The sequence below is a fragment of the Stenotrophomonas maltophilia genome (assembly GCF_001676385.1).
Taxonomy (GTDB): domain Bacteria; phylum Pseudomonadota; class Gammaproteobacteria; order Xanthomonadales; family Xanthomonadaceae; genus Stenotrophomonas; species Stenotrophomonas maltophilia_J.
The window spans coordinates 255652-279173 of sequence record NZ_LYVJ01000002.1 but is presented as its reverse complement, the minus strand read 5'-3'; the positions used below and the strand labels follow the sequence as shown (position 1 = coordinate 279173).

The following is a 23522-nucleotide window of genomic DNA, read 5'->3' as shown; positions in this document are numbered from 1 at the left end:
CCGGGGTGGGCTGCGGCATGAACAGGCGACCGGGCAGGCATGACTTCCGTGGGAGTGCAGGACCCAGGCCAGGCCCGTAGAGTGCTGGCATGTTGGGAGCCCTCAGCCATACACGCGTCCTCCGCCTGGCCGGCCTGTTCACCTGGGTCATGGTCGGCCTGCCGCTGGCGTACTCGCAGTTCGAAAACCTGCACAGCCGCAACGACATCGGCGGCTGGGCGGTGCTGCTGTTCGTGGCCTACCTCTCCTTCGGCACGGCCTATTACTGGCTGACCCGGATCCTGCGCAGCGACAGCCACACCAGCTGGCTGGACCGCGGGCTGCTGTTGCTGCTGACGGTCTCGGCGCTGGGGGTCAGCTTCCTCAGTGGTTCGGGCCTGGGCAGCATCCTGATGATGGTGGCTGCGGGCGTCATTCCCTGGATGCTGTCGGTGCGGCTGGGCGTGCTGTGGCTGCTGGTCAGCCAGCTGGCGGTGGCACCGGTCTACTACCTGCTGCTGCGCTTCCCGCTCTTCGAGGCCGTGATGCAGTCGCTGCTGTATGGCGGCTTTTCAATGTTCATCTTCGTGACCAGCCTGGTCGCGCGCCAGCAGACGGAGGCCCGCGATGAACAGCGGCGGTTGAACTCCGAACTGCGCGCGACCCGGGCCCTGCTGGCCGAGAGTGCGCGTGTCAACGAACGCACCCGCATCTCGCGCGAGCTGCATGACCTGCTGGGCCACCAGCTGACCGCGTTGACCCTGAACCTGGAAGTGGCCGGCCATCTGGCCGAGGGCCAGGCGCTGGACCACGTGAAACGTTCGCACACCCTCGCCAAGCTGTTGCTGGGCAACGTGCGCGAGGTGGTCAGCCAACTGCGCGAGACCGGCGCCATCGACCTGGCCGCTGCCCTGCGCCCGCTGACCGAGAACGTGCCATCGCTGGACATCCAGCTGCAGATCGAGGACCCGCTGAACGTGGAAGATCCGCAGCGTGCCCACGTGTTGCTGCGCTGCACCCAGGAGATCATCACCAACACGGTGCGCCACGCCGATGCGCGCCACCTGTGGATCCAGGTGTACCGCGAAGCACCCGACCGGGTAGTGGTGGAGGCCCGTGACGACGGTGTCGGTGCGGAAATGGTCAATGTGGGCAATGGCTTGCGCGGCATGCGCGAGCGACTGCAACAATGTGGCGGCCAGCTGCAGATCGAGACCCGCCCCGGCGAAGGCTTCCGGCTGCGGGCGACGGTGCCGGCAACGGTGCTGGTGGCTGCCCTTACCAAGGTTCCTGAAGGAGTGCGTTGATGATTCGCGTCTGCCTGGTTGACGACCAAACCCTGGTGCGGCAGGGAATCCGCTCCCTGCTGGCGCTTGATGACGGCATCGAGGTGGTGGCCGAGGCCGGCGACGGTCGCCAGGCGGTCGAGCTGATACCGCAGGTGCATCCCGACGTGGTGCTGATGGACATGCGCATGCCGGTGATGTCCGGGCTGGAGGCGCTGCAGGTGCTGTCGCGCCAGGAGCAACTGCCGCCGACCATCATCCTCACCACCTTCGACGATGACCAGCTGGTGCTGGCCGGGCTCAAGGCCGGTGCCAAAGGCTACCTGCTCAAGGACGTGACCCTGGAGCAGCTGGTCGGTGCCATCCGCACCGTGGCCGACGGTGGCTCGCTGGTGCAGCCGGCCGTGACCCAGCGCCTGCTGTCCGGGCTGGAACACATGCGCAACGAGTTCGTCAGCCTGGACCGCCCGGATCCGCTGACCGACCGCGAGACCGAGATCCTGCGGTTGATGGCCAGCGGCTTCTCCAACAAGGAGATCGCCAATTCGCTGGGCGTGGCCGAGGGCACCATCAAGAACCACGTCTCCAACATCCTCTCCAAGCTGGGCGTGCGCGACCGCACGCGGGCGGTCCTGAAGGCATTTGAACTCCAGCTCGTGTGAGGAAAATCTTTCATATACAGTGGGTTACAGTGCCGCTTCAGGCTTGCGGCGGGGGCGGCCCCTACATGGAGGGGGGCGTATGCGGTACCCTTCGAATTCTTTGTCCATACAAATACGCAGCCGGCACGGAAACCGGTGCGCCAATCCCGATAAACAATGCCCGCGAAGCCTGCTAGGATTGGCGCTTCGCTTCAATCAACCCGGCCGTGGGATCGGCCCCGGAGACTCTCTGAATGACCCGTATTATCGAGTTCCTGATCGCCTTGGGGATCGTGGCTGGCCTGTTCGTCATCATTGGCGTGTGTCTGCCGGGCGAGCGTCACATCACCGAAAGCATCGAGACCAACCGCAAGATGACGATCGTGTACGACACGGTCAGCAGCCTGCGCCGCTTCAAGGACTGGAACCCGCTGGTACTGCGCGATCCCGCCGTTGATCTGAAGCTGTCCGGCCCGGCCTCCGGCGCTGGCGCCACCCTCGACTTCACCTCCAAGGAACTGGGCAGCGGTTCGTGGAAGATCACCGAGGCCGAAGAGAACAAGCGTGTCGTGATCGCCATCGAGGACCCGACCAAGGGCCACGACAAGGTCACCACCTTCAACCTGGAGCCGACCGGCAAGGGCGGCCGCAACGTCAAGATCACCCAGGACTACTCGGTGAAGTACGGCTTTGACCTGTTCGGCCGTTACGCCGGCCTGTATGTCAGCCGCCAGGTGGGTGACGACATCAAGCTGGGCCTGTCGCGCATCGCGAACATGCTCGCCACCGTTCCGAACGTTGATTACCGTACCCCGGAAGCACCGCTGACCGACCTGGCCATCGTCGATGTGCCGGCCGAGGACCTGCTGGTGGTCAATGCCGGCAACGTCGACCGCGGCCAGGACACCATCACCAAGTCGATCAAGGACAACCAGGAGTGGATCAAGCGCGTTATGGAGGCCAATGGCCTTGAAGCTGCCGGTCCGTTCCGCATCATCACCACCGATTTCGGCCAGGAGAAGTACGCCTTCGACATCGCCCAGCCGGTGAAGAAGAAGGGTACCGAAGGTGCGACCGCCGAGCAGCTGACCGTCAAGATCGACGGCGGCGCTCCGGTCAAGTATGTGCACGTCGCTCCGCACCGTTCGGCGCACGCAGCGTACACCGGCCACATGGCGGGCCTGGACGTGGCCCGTAATGGCCTGCGCGCCTGGGCGGTGACCTCCGGCAACGAAGTCATCGACCGTCCGTACGAAACCTGGAAGGACGGCATCGACAAGTCGTTCACCCCGGAAGGTACCTACGACATCTACTGGGCCGTCAAGTAACCCCGGCTGGCCCATGTAGTGCTGGACACGAAAACGCGCCGCTTCCTGCGGCGCGTTTTTTTTCATCCCGCGCCCGCTGCCGGGTGCCGCGCAAGGAGCCGTCATGTTCAATCCTGAACGCCGCGCACGTAAACCCTCCCTGTTGGCCTGCCTGGGCGCGCTGCTGGCCGCCACGGCGATAGCCCTGTCCGCCTATGCATCGCATGGGGCTGCCGATCCGCTGGCGCAGCAGCACCTGAACATCGCGGCGCTGTACGCGTTCGCGCATGGTGCGGTGCTGGTGGCGCTGGGGCCGCGTGCACAGGGGGCGATCGCGCACCTGGCGTTGTATGTGCTGCTGCTGGGGGTGCTGCTGTTTTCCGGCAGCCTGGCGGGCGGGGCGTTGTGGCAGTGGCCGACACGGCTGGCACCGATCGGTGGCACCAGCATGATGGCCGGATGGGTGTTGCTGGCGATCAATGCATTGAGGCGGTGACGGTAATCCGGGGTGCAGCCGAGCATGGCTCGGCCCTACATGGAGTCGTTGCGCGGCAGCTTCTGTAGAGCCGAGCCATGCTCGGCTTCGAGCGAAGCGACCCGCTTTTGTCTTTGCTCTCTTGTTCCATCCCGCGGCCATGCGCTGACCGCTTCAGGCTTTCGCCACGAGGGGCTCAGCCGTTGGCTGGCTTCCAGCACCAGTGCCACGGTTCGTAGACGATCCCGTGCGGGTTGTCGCGCGGGTAGCTCAGCCGGAAGCCATGGCCGCCGGCATGGGCCTGCAACCAGGCAAACGCATCGGTGGCGTCGAAGGATTCTTCGGCGGGCGGATCCCCCGGCGTGCCGATATCCAGCGCCTGTCCGCTGTGATGTTCGCTGAAGCCTGGCGCGGCGTTGACTCTCAGTATCTCCGCCACGTTGAGCCCGCGTGCCAGCTTCCGTTCGAAGATGCCCAGCTGGTAGGCATGGCTGCGGAAACCGGAGATCGCGTCCAGCGCAATACCGTCCCGTGCTGCATGCAGGCGCATCCGTCGCCAGCCCTGCGCGGCACCCCGGCGCAACCAGAGTGGACGGGCAAATCGATCCCGGCCGGCGTAATGCAGCAGGCGGGGTTCGGGCTCGAGCGGCAGGCCGCTGCCCTCGGCATAGCCGTGCGCATCCAGGCCCAGCTGCTGCAGGCGATGCTGCAGGCCCGCCAGTGGCAACCACTGATCTTCCAGGGTCGCACCGAAGGGACGCGTGGCCGGTGCCTCCAGCAGTGCCAACGCTTCTTCCACCCCGGGCTCATGCGGCAGGCGTGGCACCAGCGAGTGCACGCCATGCGCGAGCACCGCCGCCAGGTAACGCCCATCGCGCTTGCGCCGCAGCACCCAGCGCGCGTGCGACAGCAGGCGCGCATCCAGGTTGCTGCGCGCACGCAGCAGGTCGGCCGGCCACAGTTCGATGGCCTCGGTATTGATCAGCAGGATCGGGCGACGTTGCATCGACGCAGCTTACTGCCGGGGCGCCGCAGCGGCCACCTTGCGCAGCGCATCCAGCAGTGCCTGCGGCCGATCCACGCTGAGCAGCAGCGCGCTGCCATCGTTGACCGGCAGGACCAGCACGCGCGCTCGATCCGTGACCAGCGCGAAGCCCTTGCAGCCCCCCAGCAGGCGGAAGTGGCCCGAGTAGAAGCCAGGCATTGAATAGCCGTTGGTCTTCACGCGGATACCGTAGCGTCGGTCGCGACCGAGGTCGACCACCTCGGCCTGGTCCAGACGCAGCTGCGCGACCGGTACGCGCCGCCGGTACATCGTCGAGCGCACGTCCAGCACGTCACCGGCCAGTTCCACCCGGCGGCGGAAGAAGGCTGCGGCCAGCCCGACGCCCAGCACAGCGATCACCAGCAGGCTCCAGGCGGCATCGCCGCCCATCCGCAACCACGGCGGCGAGAGGGTCAGCTCGATCCAGGGGACGGTGGCCGGTGCCTCACGCAACTGCGCGTACACGCAGATCACGAGGCCGGCGATCAGTGGCAGCACGATCCACAGCACGCGCAGTGGCGAGCTGTCGGCCAGTTCGAACGGTTTCGGGTCGCCGATGGCCATGGTTCAGGCCTCCTTCCTGGACAGCCGCATCGCCGGGTATCCCGGCGCCGGGAGGGTGATGGAGACCGGCTCCGCGCCCAGCGGTCGCATGCGGCCGAGTCCGGCCCCGACATCTTCGGCACGGCGCAGGTCCATCCTGGGCAGCGGGGCTTCGAGTGGCTGGCAACTCCAGCGCTTGCTCATTCCATGTCCTCCGGCGATGGCTTGGGTTTCGGCAGGCGTCCTGCCCTGCGCAAGGCGTCGCGCAGTACGTATTCGATCTGCGCATTGAGGCTGCGCAGCTCGTCGTCAGCCCAGCGCTGTGCCGCGGCCAGGACCTCGGCGTTGATGCGCAGCGGATAGGCTTTCTTCTCACTCATGGGGGCTCCTGGCGGGGCGCAGTGGCGCGCCCCGTTGCGAGAGGAATCAGTACAGCGATCCGGCATTGACGATCGGCTGGGTACCGCGGTCCGAGCACAGTACCGTCAGCAGGTTGCCGACCATGTGCGCCTTGCGCTCCTCATCCAGCTGCACCACGCCGTTCTTCTGCAGTTCGGCCAGGGCCATTTCGACCATGCCGACCGCACCGGCAACGATCCGCGTGCGCGCAGCGATCACCGCGTTGGCCTGCTGGCGCTGCAGCATGGCCTGGGCGATTTCGGCGGCGTAGGCGAGGTGGCTGATGCGCGCGTCGAGCACCTGCACGCCGGCGTCGGCCAGGCGCTCGGCCAGTTCGTTCTTCAGGTGCTGGGAGATCTCGCTGGCGTGGCTGCGCAGGGCCAGCTGGCCGTCCTCGTGCTGGTCATAGGGATAGCTGGTGGCCATCGCGCGCAGTGCCGATTCGGACTGGATGTGCACGAAGCTCTCGTAGTCGTCCACGTTGTAGACCGCTTCGGACGCATCGACCACCTGCCAGACGATCACTGCGGCGATCTCGATCGGGCTGCCGTCCAGCTCGTTGACCTTCAGCTTGCCGCTCTCGAAGTTGCGCACGCGCTGGCTGACCCGGCGCTTGGCGTAGAAGGGGTTGTTCCAGCGCAGGCCGTTGTCCTTCACGGTGCCTACGTACTTGCCGAACAGGCTCAGCACCGCCGCCTGGTTGGGCTGGATCGTGTACAGGCCGGCCAGGACGAAGATGCTCACGGCCACCAGCACCGCGCCCAGCAGCATCAGCAGCAGGTTGGGGGAGCCGGTGCTGGCCTTGGCGGCCGCGCCCAGCACGAACTGGGCGGTGCCGGCGAGGGCGACGAGCAGGGCGCCGGCCAACGTGCCGAGGCCATTGAGGGAAGACAGCGACTTCTCTTTCATGACGGTACGTCCTTGAGGAATTGAATTTAAGATATCAAATTGATATCAGATAATGGATGCCGTTCGTCGGACGCCATGGCCGGGGCATCCAGGCAGCTAGAATGCCCTCCCGCCTTCACATCGCTGCTGGAACTGCCATGGCTACGCTTGGAACCCCGTTGTCTCCCTCCGCCACCCGGGTGCTGTTGCTGGGCTCGGGCGAACTCGGCAAGGAGGTGGCCATCGAACTGCAGCGGCTGGGCGTGGAGGTGATCGCCGCCGACCGCTACGCCGATGCGCCGGCCATGCAGGTCGCGCACCGCTCGCACGTGATCGACATGCTGGATGCGATGGCCCTGCGTGCCCTGATCGCCCAGGAGCGGCCGCACCTGGTGGTGCCGGAGATCGAGGCCATCCACACCGAGACCCTGGTCCAGCTGGAACAGGAGCAGGGCCTGCGGGTGATCCCGACCGCGCGTGCCGCGCGCCTGACCATGGATCGCGAGGGCATCCGCCGCCTGGCCGCCGAAACCCTGGGACTGCCGACCTCGCCTTACCGCTTCGTCGATACCGAGGCCGAGTACCGTGCCGCCGTGGCCGCCATCGGCCTGCCGTGCGTGGTCAAGCCGGTGATGTCGTCCTCGGGCAAGGGCCAGAGCACCCTGCGCAGCGAGGCGGACATCGCCCCAGCCTGGGAGTACGCGCAGACCGGTGGCCGCGCCGGTGCCGGCCGCTGCATCGTCGAGGGCTTCATTGATTTCGATTACGAGATCACCCTGCTGACCGTGCGTCATGCCGGTGGCACCTCGTTCTGTGCGCCGATCGGGCATCTGCAGAAGGATGGTGATTACCGCGAAAGCTGGCAGCCGCAGCCGATGTCGAGCGCGGCACTGGCGCGTGCCGAAGAGATCTCGCGTGCAATCACCGACGACCTTGGTGGCTGGGGCCTGTTCGGCGTCGAGCTGTTCGTGAAGGGGGACGAGGTGTGGTTCAGCGAAGTATCGCCGCGCCCGCACGACACCGGCCTGGTGACCCTGGTTTCGCAGGAACTGAGCGAGTTCGCCCTGCATGCGCGCGCCATCCTCGGCCTGCCGATCCCGCTGATCCGCCAGAGCGGTCCGTCGGCGTCGTGTGCACTGCTGGCGCACGGCGAGGGCGTGCCGTATTTCAACAACGTTGCAGCCGCGCTGCAGGTGCCAGACACCGCCGTGCGCCTGTTCGGCAAGCCCAGCGTGCACGGCCATCGCCGCGTCGGTGTGACCCTGGCGCGCGCGGAAACCATCGACGAAGCACGTGCCATCGCGCGTGATGCCGCCGAAGCCATCGGCGTCGAACTGCGCCCGTAAAAAAAGGAGCGACGACCAACGGTCGTCGCCCACCGAATTGCGGTGGGTACCGACCGTTGGTCGGTACAGATTTCTGTGCAGTCGACTGACAGTCGACTCTACCGCACGTCCACCCACACCAGGTGGTGGTCGCTGCCATCGGCGATCCTGGCTTCGGGGCTCTCATTGGCCGGCCAGAAGACGCCGCTGCCCACGTACTCGAAACCGGTCGAGGGCAGCACGTAGTCCAGGCGCATGGTGCCGGACTTCGGGCCGAAATCGCCGGTGGCGTGGAACGGTGCGCCCCTGCGCTCGATGCCCTTGGCCGCATAGGCCAGGCTGGTCTGCTCGCCGCCGACGCTGCGCGGGGTGGGGTAGCGCAGCACGCGGGCGTTCTCGATCAGTTCGACGATGGCTTCGTGGCGGCCATCGCCATCCGCCGGATCGTTGTTGAGGTCGCCGAGGATCACGAAGCGAGCGTCCTGGGCCAGGCCGCCACACTGGCCCTTGTCATCGCACAGCCACGGCTTGTCGCCGGCCGACAGGTATTCCTGCCACAGGCGCAGTTCGTCGTGGTTGCGCGCGGCATTGCGCTTCTCAGGGCCATCGAACACCGGCGGGGTCGGGTGCGAGACCAGCGCGTGTACCACGCCGGCCGGAGTCTTCACCGGCACGTCCCAATGCGACTTCGACGACAGGCGCAGCTGCGACCACACGGCGTCGTTGTAGAAGCTCTTGCCGGTGCGCGGATCGACCGGGCGGATCGCACCGGGCATCGCGCTCCACTTCAGCAGCTGGAAGCTGCGTACCTTGGCTTCGTCGATCGGGTAGCGCGACAGTACCAGCATGCCGTACTGGCCCGGGTGCAGGCCGTAGCCCCAGGCATCGTTGCCACGGCTGCGGCCCTCGCCACCGACCACGCCGTTGTTGTCCAGGTCCAGGCCGCTGGGTACACCGGTGTTGACCGGGGCCAGGTAGCGGTAGGCGAAGTGCAGCGGCTCACCGCCGCCGGGTTGGGCCACTTCCAGGTAGCGCTTCTGGAACAGGTCGGCGGCGCGGTGGGCATCGTCGAAATCGAACTCGTTCAGCAGCACCAGGTCCGGGCGCACCTGCTGCAGCACGGCGGCGATCTTGCGTGCGTGCTCGCTGTCGCCTTCCAGCTCCCTGATCAGGCCACCGGCATCGTCGGAGTACAGCGAGGTGTTGTAGGTGGCCAGGCGCAGCGCAGTGGACGGCTTCTCAGTCATCGCGGGGGACGTGGCAAAGGCGGGGGCGGTGGCGCCGCAGAGCAGGGCCAGGGCGAGGATCAGGGGTTTGGCGTTCATTGCCCTATTCTGCACCCGGCCCGGTGTCAGCGGTTTGTCAGCGCCCGTCCAGTTCGTTGTCGAAATCGTGCCAGCGGCGGCCGTCGTAGGCCTCCAGCGGATGGAAACGGCGCTTGTAGTCCATCTTCTGGTGGCCGCGGATCCAGTAGCCCAGGTACACGTGCGGCAGGCCCTCGCGGCGCGCCCATTCGATCTGCTGCAGGATCGCGAAGGTGCCCAGCCCGCGCGCGGCGTGCTCCGGGTCGAAGAAGGTGTAGACCGCCGACAGGCCGTGTTCGGTGACGTCGGTCACCGCCACCCCCAGCAGCTGGCTGGGCTGGCCGTCGTGGCCGGGCAGGCGCACTTCCATGAAGCGGGTATGCGACCAGCTGCCGATCAGGAACTGCTCGAACTCGTGCGGACCGTGGTCGTCCATGCCGCCGTTGGCGTGCCGGTGGGTGAGGTAGCGACGGTACAACGCGAACAGGTCGTCGCGGGCGGTGGCGGCGGTGATCCGCACTTCCAGGTCGGTATTGCGGGCCGCACAGCGGCGCTGGCTGCGATCCGGGGCAAAGCGTGCCACCGGGATGCGCACCGCCACGCAGGCCTGGCAATGCGCGCAGTGCGGCCGGTAGACCAGGTCGCCGCTGCGGCGGAAGCCCCAGCTCAGTGCCAGCGGGTACAGGCCACCGAGGCGGCGGTCATGCGGATCCAGCACCAGGTCGCGCGCCACCCGGTCCGACCAGTACCCGCAGGGGTGCTCGCCGGTCTGGAAAAGTCGCAGTTCGTCGTCTCTGTCGCCATGAATCGCCATGCACACAGCATAGCCCCAGCCTGTCGCAGTGGCGGCGACTGTCCGCCGGATGAACGGAACCGGCAGTGGCGTCAACCGATGCCGTCCCCGGGCGTTGTTGTCCCCCGAGGGTGAAGTGATCACCCCGACGCAATCCCCAACCCAGGAGTGACCCCATGATCCGTACCCCCCTGCTGCTGGCCCTGTTGCTGGGCACCTCCGCTTCCGGTGTCGCGCTGGCGGCCGATACCCCGAACGCACCGGTGCAGCGCCCGGCTCCGCTGGACACCAACGGCGACGGTGCCATCGACCGCAGCGAGGCGGCAACCCATCCGCGACTGGCCGCCAAGTTCGACGAACTGGACAGGAACAAGGACGGCAAGCTCTCGCGCGATGAGATGCCGCGCTGGCAGCATGGCCGTCGCGGCCACGGCGGTGAGCGCTGGGCCAAGCTGGACCTCAACAAGGACGGCCGCGTCAGCCGCGAGGAGGCCAAGGCCGATCCGCGCCTGGTCGCGCGCTTCGACGCGCTCGACCTCAACAAGGACGGTTACCTGGACAAGGCCGACCGCGAACTGCGCATGAAGCAGCATCGCGATGCCTGGTTCGCTGCCGCCGATACCAACAGGGACGGCCAGCTCAGCAAGGCCGAGTTCGACGCGGCCAAAGGGCCGATGCACGGTGGTCCGCGCCACGACGGGCCGCGGGGCAATCCCGTGCCGCCGGCGCAGCGCTGAATGCCGGTTCGGTGATCGATGACAACGCCGGCGCACTGCCGGCGTTGTCCGTTACAGGCGGCCGGTGCGCATCAGCGTATAGGCCACGGCAGCGATGACAAGAAGGTTCACTGCGATCATGCCGGTCAGGCCGTACATCGCTTCATACTTCCAGTTGATGCCGGTATGCCCGCGCCGGGTCGCATCACGCATGAGCATCGGCGCCATGATCCGCCGCAATGTCACCAGGCACTGGTAATTGATTATCGCCAGCCCGCCTGCCAGTACCAGCACATGCGCCCAGAGCGGCGACTGCAGCAGCACGGTCATCAGGATGGCCAGGCACCAGGCCAGGCTGGTGCCGGTGCTGAGGTGGACGAAGCGGCGGATCCGGGCGCATTCGGCCCCGGTTTCGGCATACGACAGCAGGAAGCGCCCGCCGAGGTAACTGCCGACCGCGCCACCGGCAACACCCCCGATGATCGCCGCCCAGCTTGCTGCTGGCAGCAGCTGCAGTTGGCCCAGGGTGGCCGCCAGCGACCCCATCGCGGTACCGCCGGCAACGCTGGCGCCGCCGAGGCCGAGCTTGCTGCCGCCGAGGCCCGCGCCGGTGCCGAGCAGAATGGCAGCACTGGCCGTGCCGGGTGCTGCCACCAGCAGCATCGACACCACGGTGGTGGCAAACGCCGCACTCGGCATGCTGTGGCGGGAAAACTCGCCGAAGCGCTGCAGCAGGCCGTCGCGCACCAAGGCGCGGGCGCGCGATACGCGCTTGCGCACCGCCGCATCGCTGAGGCCAAGCAGATGCGCCACCTGTTGCGAGCGCTGGCCTTCGCGGTAGTAGAGCAGAAGCACTTCGCGGCTGCCGGCGGGCAGCGCGGAGATGATGTCCTCGGCGGCCATTTCTTCCTCCAGCCGCTGCAGGCGGTCCACCACGCCGGGGGCCGGATCGGCGGCCATGCCCATCGCGAGCTCGGCCGCTTCGCCGGTCAATGGCCGGCCCCGCTGCGCGCGCAGCCAATCGCGGGCCAGGTTGCGGGTGATCTGCCGCAGCCAGGGCAGGAAGCTGGTCGCACTGCGCAGCTGGTGCAACTGCTGCCAGCCCCGCACGAAGGCTTCCTGGGCGATGTCCTCGCTGGCCTGGCGGTCGCGGGTGATGGCCAGCGCGATGGCCGTGATCGTGTTCTGGCAGGCGAGCACGATCCGGCCATAGGCATGCTGGCAACCGCCGGCGGCGGCGGCCAGTTCGCGTTCCAGGGTCCGGTCGATCGATGCGGCGAAGGTCGTCATGGCGGCGGCTCTCCTGCTGGGATTGTGTCCCATGACGGAGCCGCGAGCGAACTGTGACCGGCTTTTGCACGGTAGTGCCGGGCACAGGCCGGCAGCCGCAGCCCGCCGGACGGGCTCATGAGGTTTGCCGGCCAGCGGCCGGCACTACCCATGCGTCATTTCGAAGGCTGGATGCGGACCCGCACTTCTTCCTCTTCCGGCGCTGCCTGTGGTGCTGGCTGTGCCTGCTGCGGCTGGGCCTGCGGGGCCGGCGGGCCGCGATGGCGCAGGCCGATCACCAGCGCCACGCCGGCGATCACCACCAGCAGTGCGATGCGGATGCGCCAGGCCCAGCTGCGGCTGCTCCCCTCCTGCTGCGGCGCGTCGCGGAAGGCGAACTCGGCGGTCGGATGGTCGCGCCGGGTGGTGTCGAGCAGGCGTGCGTCGCGCAGGATCTCGCGCGCACGGGTCTGGTCATCGGCGCGCACCACCCAGACTGCCGGGTAGGCCTGGGCATTGCCCAGGTCGGTATAGCTGAACTGGCCGCGGCGCCGGGTCTTGTACGAGCGCCCGTTGGTCACCTTGACCTCGATGCCATGCCCGCGCAGGAGTTCGGCCACGCCTTCGACGGTTTCCACGCGCTGGCTGCTGAAGATCTGGCGCATCGGGTCACTCCTTGGCCGGCACGGCGGCGGCCGCTGCCTGGTCGGGAACCACGCGGATCAGGCCCTCCTGCGCGGTGCTGGCCACCAGCACTCCGTTGCGGGTGAAGAACTGGCCGCGCGCCAGGCCGCGCGAATCCTGTGCGCTGGGGCTGTCCAGCGAATACAGCAGCCAGTCGTCGGCGCGGAACGGGCGATGGAACCAGATCGCATGGTCGAGCGAGGCCATCTGCACGTGCGGGTGGTAGTAGCTGATGCCGTGCGGGAAGGTCGCCGTGCCCAGCAGGTGGAAGTCCGACGCGTACGCCAGCAGCGCCTGGTGCAGCTCCGGGGCATCGCCGACCGGCTCGCTCAGGCGCAGCCAGACCTGGTGATACGGCGGGCGCTTGGGCGGATTCAGTTCGTCGCGCGGGTAGACGTGGCGGAACTCGAACGGGCCGCCGCGCGACAGCCAGCGCTGCACCTTGATCGGCAGGCGTTCCAGCACTTCGGCCGGCAGCGGCCGGTTCGGTTCGATGTCTTCGGGCTGCGGCACTTCAGGCATCTTGTGCTGGTGCTCGGCGCCGGTCTCGGCCTGCTGGAACGAAGCGGCGCAGAAGAAGATCACCTTGCCGTGCTGGATCGCAGTGACCCGCCGCACCGAGAAGCTGCCGCCATCGCGGGTACGGTCCACGTCGTAGACGATCGGGTGGTCGATGTTGCCGGCGCGCAGGAAGTAGGCATGCAGGGAGTGCACGTGGCGGCCGTTGTCGACCGTGGCCTGTGCCGCGGCCAGCGCCTGGCCCAGCACCTGGCCGCCGAACACGTACTTGGTGCCGATGTCGCGGCTCTGCCCGCGGAACAGGTTGTCCTCCAGCCGCTCCAGCGTGAGCAGGTCGATCAGCTCGGAGACGACGGGTTCGGGCGTGTCGTTCAAGGGGGCGGCCGCGGCAATGGAGAGGCCTCGATTATACCGGTCCGGGGTCAGATCCCTTTCGCGTTGCGAAAGGGATCTGACCCCGGGCGGGGCGACCACTACTTGCCCAGCCGGGCGACCAGCGCCTGCAGGGCATTCTGCGCATCCGGGGCGAACCAGGCCTCGACGAAGCGGTCGAGCTGGATCAGGTCCGGGTGCAGGGCCTCGTGCAGGTCGGCGCGGGCAATGGCGCGAGTCAGCAGCATCGGCTGGCGCGGCTGCTTGAGCAGGTTCTGCAGCCAGGCCACCGCGTGCGCCACCACGCGATCACCCTCGGCCAGTTCATCGACCAGGCCGATCTGCAGGGCCTGTTCGGCCGGCACCAGCGAACCGGTGGCCAGCAGCACGCCGGCGCGGTGCACACCCACCACCCGGCGCAGCAGGCGCTGGATGCCTTCCGGTGCGATCAGGCCCACCTGTACTTCGTTCAGGCCGATGGCATACGGGCGCGACGGATCGGCGCTGCGCGCCATCACCCGGTAGTCGCAGCACAGGGCCAGCACGCAGCCGCCGGCCGGGGCGTGACCGGTGATCGCCGCGACCACCGGGATGCGGCTTTCGGCCAGGGTGCGTACCGCGCCGAAGAAGGCGTTCCAGGTGTCCAGCAGCTTGTGCTTGTCATCGCCATGCGAGAGCAGGTGCGGCACGTCCATGCCGCCGGTGAAGACACGCTCGCTGCCGGACAGCACGATGCCGTGCGCGTCCTCGGCCATGGCCAGCTCGATGGCATGGATCAGCTGCCGGCACAGGTCGGTATCCAGCGCGTTCACCGGTGGCCGCGCCAGGCGCAGCTCGCGGATGGGGCCGTGGTTGATCACCTCGATCAGCGTCGTCATGCTGCGGTCTCGTTGCGGAGAAGGAACCTGGGCGATGATAACCAAACCATTCGTCGGCGTACTGTTGGCGTTGTGTGCGGCCGCAGCATCGGCCTCGGCGGCGGAGCCGGACTGCGTCACGGTGGAGCGGGGCTGGGCGCGGCTGCCGCCGGGCCCGGGAATGCCGATGACTGCCGGCTACGGCGTGATCCACAACGGCTGCCGCACCCCGGTGGCGATCATCGGGGTGACCAGCAGCCGCTTCAGCGATGTGTCGCTGCACGAGACCACGAACGTCGACGGTGTCAGCCGGATGCGTGCGATCGAGCGCCTGCCGCTGGCAGCGGGCGCGCGGGCCGAACTCAAGCCGGGTGGCCTGCACCTGATGCTCATGCGCGGCACCAGTGCGTTGAAGGAGGGGCAGGTGGTGCCGCTGCGGCTGCAGCTGGAAGGCGGTGGCGAGGCGAGCGCGACGTTGGCGGTGCGGAGAGCTGCCCCGTGATGCACCGCCGGTTGCGCCGGGCGATGCCCGGCGAGGGCGCAGCGCGGCGGGTTCACGACCAGTCGTACGAGAACAGCACCGTGCGGCTTTCCGGCTCGTACAGCATCACGATCGCGTCGGCACCGGTGGCGCACCAGTTGTAGCCGGCCACTTCGGCCACCGCGAAGAACGTGTTGCCATCGCGGGTGATCACCACCCGCTCGGCGTCATCCGGTGCATGCCGGTCGTTGGCCGCGTCGGTGAATTCCAGTGCAAAGGCGGCGGGGATCTCCGCCGTTTCGACCCAGTTGCCGCAGGAAATCTGGCCACCGAGCGAATCGAGGTAGTCGCGCTCGCTGGCCTCGCCCTTGCCATAGCGCGAGTAGCAGGCGAGCCGCCCGTGGGCGGCATGGTAGTCACGGGCCCTGGCGTAGCTCTCGCGCATCTGCGCGATGTGCGCCTTCGCGTCCTCGTCCAGCGCCGGGTCGCCGATGAAATAGCCCTGGTTGCCGAGGAAACGCATCCGGTTGCCGGCGGTCAGTTCGAAGGCGATCCAGTTGGTGCCGGTGAAATCGTTGTGGTGTTCTTCGGTGGCCTCGCCGATGCAGCCCTCGTATGGCTCGATCGGGCACAGCATCGTGGCCAGCTGGCCGGCCAGTTCCGGGCGCAGCACCCCGAGGTCGATCTTCAGCAGCGGCAGCAGGTGCTGCTCGAGCCACGCCTGGTCGTCAGGGAAGACATCGGTGGGGAAGGCGACCATGCCCGGCAGCAGGTCGCGCAGTCCGGTCTGGTGGATCATGTCAATCCTTTGAACAGTGTCGGCAGTGCCGGCCGCTGGCCGGCAACCTGATTACAGCCGAAGCGTACCGACCAAGGTCGGCACCCGCCAGGGCATTTCAGCTGGAGGCGTTGCGGATCGCTTCCGGCAGCGGCGCGCTCTTTCCGGTCTGGGTATCCATCCAGACCGCCACCACGTTGCCGTCGGAATACAGCTTTGATTCGTCCTGCTGGTCGATGATGCGATGGCCGATGGTCACGCTGCTGTTGCCCAGGCGCTCGACGAACAACTCGACCAGGATGTCGTTGGGCCATACGATCGGCAGCCGGTAATTGACGTTGGTCGCGGCCACCACCGGTGCGATGCGGTCGGTCATCGACACGCCCTCCACGCCCAGCATCCAGCGCACGCGCGCTTCCTCCAGGTAGGAAATGTACTTGGCGTTGTTGACGTGGCCCATGCTGTCCATGTCACGCCAGCGCACGCTGATCGGGATGCGGGCCAGGATCTTGTGTTCAGTGCTCATCAGGCGTCCTTCTTCTTGGTCGTGCTCTTGCTGGCCTGGCCCGCGCTCCTGGCGGCCACGGCCTTCTTCGCCGGCCCGGCGGCCTTTTCCGGCTTCACCTTGCGCGGCGGGCGTGCGTCGGGTTTGTTGGCCACCGCGGCCGGCTGCTCCGGGCGCGCGTGGGTGGACGGCAGCATGCGCGCCAGGAACTGGCCCGTATGCGATTGCGCGCAGGCCGCCACGTCTTCCGGGGTACCGGTGACCAGGATGGTGCCGCCTCGGTGGCCGCCCTCCGGCCCCAGGTCGACGATCCAGTCGGCGGTCTTGATCACGTCCAGGTTGTGCTCGATCACCACCACCGTGTTGCCTTCGTCGCGCAGCTTGTGCAGCACGCCCAGCAGCGCTTCGATGTCGTGGAAGTGCAGGCCGGTGGTCGGTTCGTCGAGGATGTACAGGGTGCGGCCGGTATCGCGGCGCGACAGTTCCTTGGACAGCTTCACGCGCTGCGCTTCACCACCGGACAGCGTGGTCGCGCTCTGGCCCAGCTTGATGTAGCTCAGGCCGACATCGACCAGGGTTTCCAGCTTGCGCGCGATCGATGGCACCGGCTCGAACAGCTTCAGCGCATCCTCGACGGTCATTTCCAGCACGTCGTTGATGTTGAAGCCCTTGTAGAGGATCTCCAGCGTTTCGCGGTTGTAGCGCTTGCCGTGGCACACATCACACGGAACGTATACGTCCGGCAGGAAGTGCATTTCGACCTTGATCAGGCCGTCGCCCTGGCAGGCCTCGCAGCGGCCGCCGCGCACGTTGAAGCTGAAACGGCCCGGCGAATAGCCGCGCGCACGCGCCTCCGGCACCTGTGCGAACAACTCGCGCAGCGGCGTGAACAGGCCGGTGTAGGTGGCCGGGTTCGATCGCGGGGTGCGGCCGATCGGCGACTGGTCGATGTCCACCACCTTGTCGAACAGATCCAGGCCATCAATCTCCCTGTACGGCGCCACCTGGTGCGAGGCACCGTTGATCTCGTTGGCAGCCAGCGAGAACAGGGTGTCGTTGATCAGGGTCGACTTGCCCGAGCCGGACACGCCGGTCACGCAGGTCAGCAGGCCCGCCGGAATCGCCAGGTCCACGCCCTTGAGGTTGTTGCCGCTGGCACCGCGCAGGTGCAGCGTCATCTTCGGGTTCGGCTTGTGCCGGCGAGCAGGAATCTCGATCGCGCGCTTGCCGGACAGGTACTGGCCGGTCAGCGAGCGCGGCGCTTCCAGGATGTCCTGCAGCGTGCCCTGGCCGACGATCTCGCCGCCATGCACGCCGGCGCCCGGGCCGATATCGAGGATGTAGTCCGCCAGGCGGATCGCATCCTCGTCATGTTCGACCACGATCACCGTGTTGCCGAGGTCACGCAGCCGGGTCAGCGTGCCGAGCAGGCGCTCGTTGTCGCGCTGGTGCAGGCCGATCGAGGGCTCGTCGAGCACGTACATCACGCCGACCAGGCCGGCGCCGATCTGGCTGGCCAGGCGGATGCGCTGCGCCTCACCGCCGGACAGGGTGTCGGCCTTGCGCTCCAGGGTCAGGTAATCCAGGCCGACATCGACCAGGAAGCCGAGGCGTTCGCCGATTTCCTTGACGATCTTCGCGGCGATCTCGCCGCGCCAGCCCGGCAGGCTCAGCTCGCTGAAGAACTTCAGCGCTTCGTCGATCGGCAGCACCACCAGCTCCGGCAGCGGGCGGTCGGCCACGAACACGTTGCGTGCGGCCCGGTTCAGGCGCGCGCCGTTGCACTCAGGGCAGGCATGCTCGCTGATGTACTTGCCCAGCTCTTCCTGCACGGCCGCCGATTCGGTTTCCTTATAGCGGCGCTCGAGGTTGGGAATGATGCCCTCGAAACGGTGCTTGCGCTGGGTGCGGCCACCGGCCTCGGTGAAGTAGGTGAAGGTGATCGCCTCGTCACCGCTGCCGTACAGCACCGCCTGCTGTACCTTGGCCGGCAGCGAGTTCCACGCTGCATCGACGTCGAACCTGTAGTGCTTGGCCAACGAGGCGATCAGCTGGAAGTAGTAGGCGTTGCGGCGGTCCCAACCGCGCACCGCGCCGGCGGCCAGCGACAGCTCGGGATGCACCACCACGCGCGAGGGATCGAAGAATTCGGCCATGCCCAGGCCATCGCAGCCGGGGCAGGCGCCCATCGGTGCGTTGAACGAGAACAGGCGCGGTTCCAGCTCCGGCAGCGAGTAGTCGCACACCGGGCAGGAGTACTTGGAGGAGAACAGCGTCGGCGAGGCATCGGCATTGTCCAGGCTCTGCACCGAGGCCATGCCGTCACCCAGCTTCAGTGCGGTCTCGAAGCTCTCCGCCAGGCGCTGCTTGATGTCTTCGCGCGGGCGGAAGCGGTCGATCACCGCTTCGATGGTGTGCTTCTGGCGCAGCGCCAGCGGCGGCACCGCGTCGATTTCATGCAGCTCGCCATCCACGCGCACGCGCACGAAGCCCTGCGCGCGCAGCTGGTCGAACACCTGGGCGTGCTCACCCTTGCGGTCGCGGATGACCGGTGCCAGCAGCATGTAGCGCTGCTCCGGATCCAGGGCCAGGACCTGGTCGACCATCTGGCTGACCGTCTGTGCCTCCAGCGGGTAGCCGTGGTCCGGGCAGCGCGGGGTGCCGACGCGGGCGTACAGCAGGCGCAGGTAGTCGTAGATCTCGGTGATGGTGCCGACCGTCGAACGCGGGTTGTGCGAGGTCGACTTCTGCTCGATCGAGATCGCCGGGGACAGGCCCTCGATGTGGTCCAGGTCCGGCTTTTCCATCACGCTCAGGAACTGGCGCGCATAGGCCGACAGCGATTCGACGTAGCGGCGCTGGCCTTCTGCATAGATGGTGTCGAACGCCAGCGAGGACTTGCCCGAGCCGGACAGGCCGGTGATCACGATCAGCTTGTCGCGGGGCAGGTCGAGGTCGAGGTTCTTCAGGTTGTGCGTCCGCGCGCCGCGGATGCGGATGAAATCCATCGCCATGGGGGATCCGGTTGTGGGGGCGTTGGCTGGGTGCCGGGCCAGCAGGGAACGGCAATCGGTCAGCCTACCGAGGTGACCAGATGGGGGCAATGGGCGACAATGCCAGCCGGTTGTCTCACCTTGTGAGACAGGCCGTCAGGCAGGGGTCAGATCCCTTTTCACGGGGTGAAAAGGGATCTGACCCCGCTCCGCCGGGGTCTCCCGCAGCGTTCAGGGGTTGACTTGACCGGGGCTCATTGATCTGCGTACAATTCCGCTCCTGTCCGCCCTCGATGGCGGCAGCTCAGACCACAATAACTACAGAGGAAGGCCTGGTCATGTACGCAGTACTGGTCACCGGCGGTAAGCAATACCGCGTGGCGCAGGGCGAAAAGCTCCGCATTGAAAAGCTCGAAGTCGAAGTCGGCAGCGAGATCAAGTTCGACAACATCCTGATGCTGGGTGACAGCGACGGCGTGAAGCTGGGCGATGCGCTGAAGGGCGCAGCCGTCACCGCCAAGGTCCTGTCCCAGGGTCGTGCTGACAAGGTCCGGATCATCAAGTTCCGTCGCCGCAAGCACCACATGAAGCGCCAGGGTCACCGTCAGTACTACACCGAAATCGAGATCACCGGCATCGCCGGCTAAGCATCAGGAGAAGCAGTCATGGCACATAAAAAGGGCGTAGGCTCCTCGCGCAACGGTCGCGACTCCAACCCGAAGTACCTGGGCGTCAAGATCTTCGGCGGCCAGGCCATCGAAGCCGGCAACATCATCGTTCGCCAGCGTGGCACCCAGTTCCACCCGGGTACCGGCGTCGGCCTGGGCCGTGATCACACCCTGTTCGCCCTGGTGGACGGCAAGGTGGAGTTCTCGGTCAAGGGTCCGAAGAAGCGCCGCACCGTCAGCATCGTCTCGGCCGACGCCTGATCCAGGCGTCGCCGGCACCCGTGCAACGGCATGGGAGTGCTGCATGAAGAGCCCCGCTTCGGCGGGGCTTTTCGTTAGAGTTGAAACAAGACCGGCTGCGCCGGGTTGCCGGCCAGCGGCCGGCGTGACATTACAAGGCGGTGGCAGGCAGGCCACGCCCATCGCAGGCATCGAAACAATGAAACTGGTAGACGAAGCAGAAATCGAAGTGTTCGCCGGCAACGGCGGCAACGGCTGCGTTGGCTTCCGTCGCGAGAAGTTCATTCCGCTTGGCGGCCCGGACGGCGGCGACGGCGGTGCCGGCGGCAGCGTGTGGATCCGCGCCGACGAGAACCTGAACACCCTGGTCGATTTCCGTCATGAGCGCATCTTCAAGGCGCAGCGGGGCGAGAACGGCATGGGCCGGCAGATGTACGGCAAGGCGGGCGAGGACCTGACCATCACCGTGCCGGTCGGCACCGTGGTCATCAATGTCGCCACCGATGAGGTGATCGGCGACCTGACCCGCCATGGCGATCGCCTGCTGGTGGCCAAGGGGGGCAAGGGCGGCCTGGGCAACATGCACTTCAAGAGTTCGACCAACCGCTCGCCGCGCCAGGCGCTGCCGGGCGAACCCGGCGAGGAGCGGACGCTGAAGCTGGAGTTGAAGCTGCTGGCCGACGTCGGCCTGCTGGGCTTCCCCAATGCCGGCAAGAGCACCCTGATCCGCGCCGTTTCGGCGGCGACGCCGAAAGTGGCCGACTATCCTTTCACTACGCTGTACCCGAACCTGGGCGTGGTGAAGGTGGAGAACCACCGCAGCTTCGTGATCGCCGACATCCCCGGCCTGATTGAAGGGGCGGCCGACGGCGCCGGCCTCGGTGCGCAGTTCCTGCGCCACCTGCAGCGCACCCGCCTGCTGCTGCACCTGGTGGATATCTCGCCGATGGAAGGGGGCGTGGAGGGGATTTCGCCGGTGGAGCAGGTGCGTGCGATCGAGCGCGAGCTGGAGAAGCATGATCCCGAACTGCTGGCCAAGCCGCGCTGGCTGGTGCTGAACAAGGCCGACCTGATGTTCGAGGACGAGGCGAAGGCCGCGGCCGAGCAGATCGTCGCCGAACTGGGCTGGAAGGAACCGTGGTTCCTGGTGTCCGCCCTGGGCCGCGAAGGTACCTTCCCGATCATGAGCCGGATCATGGCCTTCTTCGACCGCCAGAAGGAAGAAGAGGAGGAGGCCCGCAACGCGCAGTAATGCCGTTGTGGTTCCGCGAAAAGCCCGGCTTCGGCCGGGTTTTTTGTTGCCGGGGCCAGATCCCTTTTCCTGCAGAAAAGGGATCTGACCCCGGGGATCGCCCGGTCGACGCCGCAATCCCGGATCGCGGGCAACAAAAAACCCGGCCGGGGCCGGGTCCTTGTCTGCTGCCCAGCCCCTGGGGGGCGGGGCGGCAACGCCGGATCAGGCGGCCTTGAGGGCCTTGATGCGGTCGTTCAGGCGGCTCTTGTGGCGAGCAGCCTTGTTCTTGTGGATCAGGCCACGCGCGCTGAAGCGATCCAGGATCGGCTGGGCAACGGCGAAGGCGGCTTCGGCGCCGGCGGCATCGTTGGCGTCCAGCGCCTTGATCACTTTCTTGACAGCGGTGCGCAGCATCGAGCGCTGAGCCACGTTGCGCGCGTTGCGCACGACGGTCTGCTTGGCGCGCTTCTTGGCGGACTTGATATTGGCCACGGTGGTGGTTTCCTGAAAAAATCGGTGTTATGGGAACAGCAAGCTGGCTAGTATGATGGCGCGGGAAATGTACGTCAAGTCGATTGTCAAGAGGGACGTTGAGTGAGTTCACCGAAGATGTTGCGGGGCCTGCTGTCGTTCAGCAGCATGACCATGGTCTCGCGGGTTCTCGGACTTGTCCGGGACCAGGTGATCACCACCACGTTCGGCACCAATGCCGTTACCGACGCGTTCTGGGTGGCGTTCAGGGTACCCAATTTCCTGCGCCGCCTGTTCGCCGAGGGCTCCTTCGCCACCGCCTTCGTGCCGGTGTTCACCGAGGTGAAGGAGACCCGCAGCCACGCCGAGCTGCGCGAACTGATGTCGCGCGTCGCGGGTACGCTGGGTGGAGCGCTGCTGGTGGTCACCGCGCTGGCGTTGATCTTTGCGCCCCAGCTGGCGGTGGCGTTCTCAAGCGGTGCTGATACCGATCCGATCAAGCAGACCCTGCTGGTCGATCTGTTCCGCCTGACCTTCCCGTTCCTGCTGTTCGTCTCGCTCACCGCCCTCGCCGGCGGGGCGTTGAACAGCTTCCAGCGCTTTGCGATGCCGGCGCTGACCCCGGTCATCCTCAACCTGTGCATGATCGCCGGCGCGCTGTGGTTGGCGCCGCAGCTTGGCGGTACCCCGGAAAAGCAGATCCTGGCGCTGGGCTGGGCAGTGCTGGCCGCCGGCATCCTGCAACTGCTGTTCCAGCTGCCCTCGCTCAAGGGCATCAATCTGCTGACCCTGCCGCGCTGGGGCTGGAACCACCCGGGTGTGCGCAAGGTGCTGACCCTGATGGTGCCGACCCTGTTCGGTTCCTCGGTGGCGCAGATCAACCTGCTGCTGGACACCCTGATCGCCGCCAAGCTGACGGATGGCTCGCAGTCGTGGCTGTCCTTGGCCGACCGCTTCCTGGAACTGCCGCTGGGCGTGTTCGGCGTGGCCCTGGGCACGGTGATCCTGCCGGCATTGGCCCGCCACCACGTCAGCACCGACCGCGAGGGTTTCTCGCGCTCGCTCGACTGGGGCCTGCGCATGACCCTGCTGATCTCGGTGCCGGCCATGCTGGGCCTGGTGCTGCTGGCTGAACCATTGATCGCCACGCTGTTCCAGTACCGGCAGTTCACCGCCTTCGACACCCGCATGACCGCGCTGTCGGTGTATGGCCTGAGCTTCGGCCTGCCGGCGTTCGCCCTGCTGAAGGTGGTGCTGCCGGCGTTCTATGCCCGCCAGGACACCAAGACCCCGGTGCGTGCCGGCGTGACCGCGCTGGTGGCCAACATGGTGTTCAACTTCGTCCTGCTGGCCGTGCTGTACCAGGTGTTGGTGCCGGCCGAACTGAAGGCGCAGGGGATGATGACGGCCATCGGCAAGCAGCCCGGCCTGCATCTGGCGCTGGGCATCGCCAGCGCGTTGTCCAGTTACCTGAACCTCGGCCTGTTGTGGTACTGGCTGGGCAGGACCAATGTCTACCAGCGCCTGCCAGGCTGGGGCAGCTACCTGGTGCGGCTGCTGGTGGCCTGCGCGTGCATGGTCGGCGTGCTGCTGGCCCTGCTGTACTGGATGCCTGCCTTCACTGGGATGGACAAATGGCACCGGATCGGCGGCCTGATCCTGCTGGTGGGGAGCGGTGGCCTGACCTATCTGCTGGCGATGCTGGCCATGGGCTTCCGCCCGCGGGACCTGCGCGGGCATTGATCGGCGC

General features: G+C 67.0%; 26 protein-coding genes. 11 read left to right on the top strand and 15 right to left on the bottom strand.

Annotation, left to right across the window (positions count from 1 at the left end):
• Nucleotides 1–89 precede the first annotated feature (89 nt).
• The 4 genes from A9K58_RS03585 to A9K58_RS03570 all read left to right on the top strand — a co-directional run bounded on the left by A9K58_RS03585 (nucleotide 90) and on the right by A9K58_RS03570 (nucleotide 3709).
• Nucleotides 90–1286 (top strand): sensor histidine kinase, encoded by a 1197-nt coding sequence (locus A9K58_RS03585; protein WP_065198023.1) that lies wholly within the window; start codon nucleotides 90–92, stop codon nucleotides 1284–1286.
• On the top strand, nucleotides 1286–1927 hold the full coding sequence (locus tag A9K58_RS03580; RefSeq protein ID WP_065198022.1) for a response regulator: 642 nt from the start codon (nucleotides 1286–1288) through the stop codon (nucleotides 1925–1927). Before A9K58_RS03585 ends, A9K58_RS03580 begins: the two co-directional genes overlap by 1 nt.
• Before the next feature lie 233 nt (nucleotides 1928–2160).
• Complete coding sequence (locus tag A9K58_RS03575) at nucleotides 2161–3234, top strand: polyketide cyclase (protein ID WP_065198021.1); 1074 nt, start codon at nucleotides 2161–2163, stop codon at nucleotides 3232–3234.
• A gap of 103 nt (nucleotides 3235–3337) precedes the next feature.
• Entirely contained in the window at nucleotides 3338–3709 is a 372-nt protein-coding gene (locus A9K58_RS03570) for a DUF423 domain-containing protein (protein ID WP_065198020.1), read from the top strand.
• 175 nt (nucleotides 3710–3884) lie between these two features.
• Here A9K58_RS03570 and A9K58_RS03565 read toward each other — a convergent pair whose 3' ends face one another.
• The 5 genes from A9K58_RS03565 to A9K58_RS03545 are packed head-to-tail and all read right to left on the bottom strand — an operon-like array spanning nucleotide 3885 to nucleotide 6584.
• On the bottom strand, nucleotides 3885–4694 hold the full coding sequence (locus tag A9K58_RS03565; protein ID WP_065198019.1) for a M15 family metallopeptidase: 810 nt from the start codon (nucleotides 4692–4694) through the stop codon (nucleotides 3885–3887).
• A gap of 9 nt (nucleotides 4695–4703) precedes the next feature.
• A complete protein-coding gene (locus tag A9K58_RS03560) occupies nucleotides 4704–5297 on the bottom strand; it encodes a PH domain-containing protein (protein ID WP_065198018.1) in 594 nt (197 codons plus the stop codon).
• A gap of 3 nt (nucleotides 5298–5300) precedes the next feature.
• On the bottom strand, nucleotides 5301–5480 hold the full coding sequence (locus A9K58_RS03555) for a hypothetical protein (RefSeq protein WP_065198017.1): 180 nt from the start codon (nucleotides 5478–5480) through the stop codon (nucleotides 5301–5303).
• Nucleotides 5477–5656, bottom strand: coding sequence for a type II toxin-antitoxin system antitoxin (locus tag A9K58_RS03550; protein WP_065198016.1), 180 nt, complete (start codon nucleotides 5654–5656; stop codon nucleotides 5477–5479). Before A9K58_RS03550 ends, A9K58_RS03555 begins: the two co-directional genes overlap by 4 nt.
• Nucleotides 5657–5702: 46 nt before the next feature.
• Entirely contained in the window at nucleotides 5703–6584 is an 882-nt protein-coding gene (locus A9K58_RS03545) for an SPFH domain-containing protein (protein WP_065198015.1), read from the bottom strand.
• Between the two features lie 137 nt (nucleotides 6585–6721).
• Here A9K58_RS03545 and purT point away from each other — a divergent pair, with 137 nt between their 5' ends.
• Nucleotides 6722–7909, top strand: coding sequence for a formate-dependent phosphoribosylglycinamide formyltransferase (gene purT, locus A9K58_RS03540; RefSeq protein WP_065198014.1), 1188 nt, complete (start codon nucleotides 6722–6724; stop codon nucleotides 7907–7909).
• 98 nt (nucleotides 7910–8007) lie between these two features.
• On the opposite strand, the gene A9K58_RS03535 is transcribed toward purT, so the two are convergent.
• Both A9K58_RS03535 and A9K58_RS03530 read right to left on the bottom strand, forming a co-directional pair.
• Nucleotides 8008–9213: an endonuclease/exonuclease/phosphatase family protein gene (locus tag A9K58_RS03535; protein ID WP_065198013.1), complete on the bottom strand. Its 1206-nt coding sequence runs from the start codon at nucleotides 9211–9213 to the stop codon at nucleotides 8008–8010.
• 37 nt (nucleotides 9214–9250) lie between these two features.
• Nucleotides 9251–10006 carry an arginyltransferase gene (locus tag A9K58_RS03530; RefSeq protein ID WP_065198012.1) on the bottom strand — a complete coding sequence of 252 codons (756 nt, stop codon included), beginning with the start codon at nucleotides 10004–10006 and terminating at the stop codon, nucleotides 9251–9253.
• Between the two features lie 155 nt (nucleotides 10007–10161).
• Here A9K58_RS03530 and A9K58_RS03525 point away from each other — a divergent pair, with 155 nt between their 5' ends.
• Nucleotides 10162–10722, top strand: a complete 561-nt coding sequence (locus tag A9K58_RS03525) for an EF-hand domain-containing protein (RefSeq protein ID WP_065198011.1) — start codon at nucleotides 10162–10164, stop codon at nucleotides 10720–10722.
• A 51-nt stretch (nucleotides 10723–10773) separates the two neighbouring features.
• Here the strand turns inward: A9K58_RS03525 and A9K58_RS03520 are convergent, their stop codons facing one another.
• The 4 genes from A9K58_RS03520 to A9K58_RS03505 form a co-directional block, all read right to left on the bottom strand.
• A complete protein-coding gene (locus A9K58_RS03520; RefSeq protein WP_065198010.1) occupies nucleotides 10774–11991 on the bottom strand; it encodes an RNA polymerase sigma factor in 1218 nt (405 codons plus the stop codon).
• Between the two features lie 155 nt (nucleotides 11992–12146).
• A complete protein-coding gene (locus tag A9K58_RS03515; RefSeq protein ID WP_065198009.1) occupies nucleotides 12147–12635 on the bottom strand; it encodes a pathogenicity-like protein in 489 nt (162 codons plus the stop codon).
• 4 nt (nucleotides 12636–12639) lie between these two features.
• Nucleotides 12640–13548 carry an acyl-CoA thioesterase II gene (gene tesB, locus A9K58_RS03510; RefSeq protein WP_005412623.1) on the bottom strand — a complete coding sequence of 303 codons (909 nt, stop codon included), beginning with the start codon at nucleotides 13546–13548 and terminating at the stop codon, nucleotides 12640–12642.
• Between the two features lie 98 nt (nucleotides 13549–13646).
• Complete coding sequence (locus A9K58_RS03505) at nucleotides 13647–14423, bottom strand: enoyl-CoA hydratase/isomerase family protein (RefSeq protein ID WP_065198008.1); 777 nt, start codon at nucleotides 14421–14423, stop codon at nucleotides 13647–13649.
• 34 nt (nucleotides 14424–14457) lie between these two features.
• Here A9K58_RS03505 and A9K58_RS03500 point away from each other — a divergent pair, with 34 nt between their 5' ends.
• Nucleotides 14458–14904 (top strand): copper chaperone PCu(A)C, encoded by a 447-nt coding sequence (locus tag A9K58_RS03500; protein WP_065198007.1) that lies wholly within the window; start codon nucleotides 14458–14460, stop codon nucleotides 14902–14904.
• Between the two features lie 52 nt (nucleotides 14905–14956).
• Here A9K58_RS03500 and A9K58_RS03495 read toward each other — a convergent pair whose 3' ends face one another.
• The 3 genes from A9K58_RS03495 to uvrA all read right to left on the bottom strand — a co-directional run bounded on the left by A9K58_RS03495 (nucleotide 14957) and on the right by uvrA (nucleotide 19180).
• A complete protein-coding gene (locus tag A9K58_RS03495) occupies nucleotides 14957–15682 on the bottom strand; it encodes an enolase (RefSeq protein WP_065198006.1) in 726 nt (241 codons plus the stop codon).
• Nucleotides 15683–15779: 97 nt separating this feature from the next.
• The gene (locus tag A9K58_RS03490) at nucleotides 15780–16187 is read right to left on the bottom strand and encodes an acyl-CoA thioesterase (protein WP_065198005.1); all 408 of its coding nucleotides are present in this window, start codon (nucleotides 16185–16187) and stop codon (nucleotides 15780–15782) included.
• On the bottom strand, nucleotides 16187–19180 hold the full coding sequence (gene uvrA / locus A9K58_RS03485; RefSeq protein WP_065198004.1) for an excinuclease ABC subunit UvrA: 2994 nt from the start codon (nucleotides 19178–19180) through the stop codon (nucleotides 16187–16189). The genes A9K58_RS03490 and uvrA overlap by 1 nt, the downstream gene beginning before the upstream one ends.
• A 317-nt stretch (nucleotides 19181–19497) precedes the next feature.
• On the opposite strand from uvrA, the gene rplU reads away from it, so the two are divergent.
• The 3 genes from rplU (at nucleotide 19498) to cgtA (ending at nucleotide 21319) form a co-directional block, all read left to right on the top strand.
• Entirely contained in the window at nucleotides 19498–19806 is a 309-nt protein-coding gene (gene rplU / locus A9K58_RS03480) for a 50S ribosomal protein L21 (RefSeq protein WP_005408557.1), read from the top strand.
• An 18-nt stretch (nucleotides 19807–19824) separates the two neighbouring features.
• Nucleotides 19825–20088 (top strand): 50S ribosomal protein L27, encoded by a 264-nt coding sequence (rpmA, locus tag A9K58_RS03475; protein ID WP_065198003.1) that lies wholly within the window; start codon nucleotides 19825–19827, stop codon nucleotides 20086–20088.
• A gap of 178 nt (nucleotides 20089–20266) precedes the next feature.
• Complete coding sequence (gene cgtA, locus A9K58_RS03470; protein WP_065198002.1) at nucleotides 20267–21319, top strand: Obg family GTPase CgtA; 1053 nt, start codon at nucleotides 20267–20269, stop codon at nucleotides 21317–21319.
• A gap of 204 nt (nucleotides 21320–21523) precedes the next feature.
• Here cgtA and rpsT read toward each other — a convergent pair whose 3' ends face one another.
• Nucleotides 21524–21793, bottom strand: coding sequence for a 30S ribosomal protein S20 (gene rpsT, locus A9K58_RS03465; protein WP_005408560.1), 270 nt, complete (start codon nucleotides 21791–21793; stop codon nucleotides 21524–21526).
• 117 nt (nucleotides 21794–21910) lie between these two features.
• Between rpsT and murJ the strand changes: the two genes are divergently transcribed.
• Nucleotides 21911–23515, top strand: coding sequence for a murein biosynthesis integral membrane protein MurJ (gene murJ, locus A9K58_RS03460; RefSeq protein WP_065198001.1), 1605 nt, complete (start codon nucleotides 21911–21913; stop codon nucleotides 23513–23515).
• Nucleotides 23516–23522: the final 7 nt, after the last annotated feature.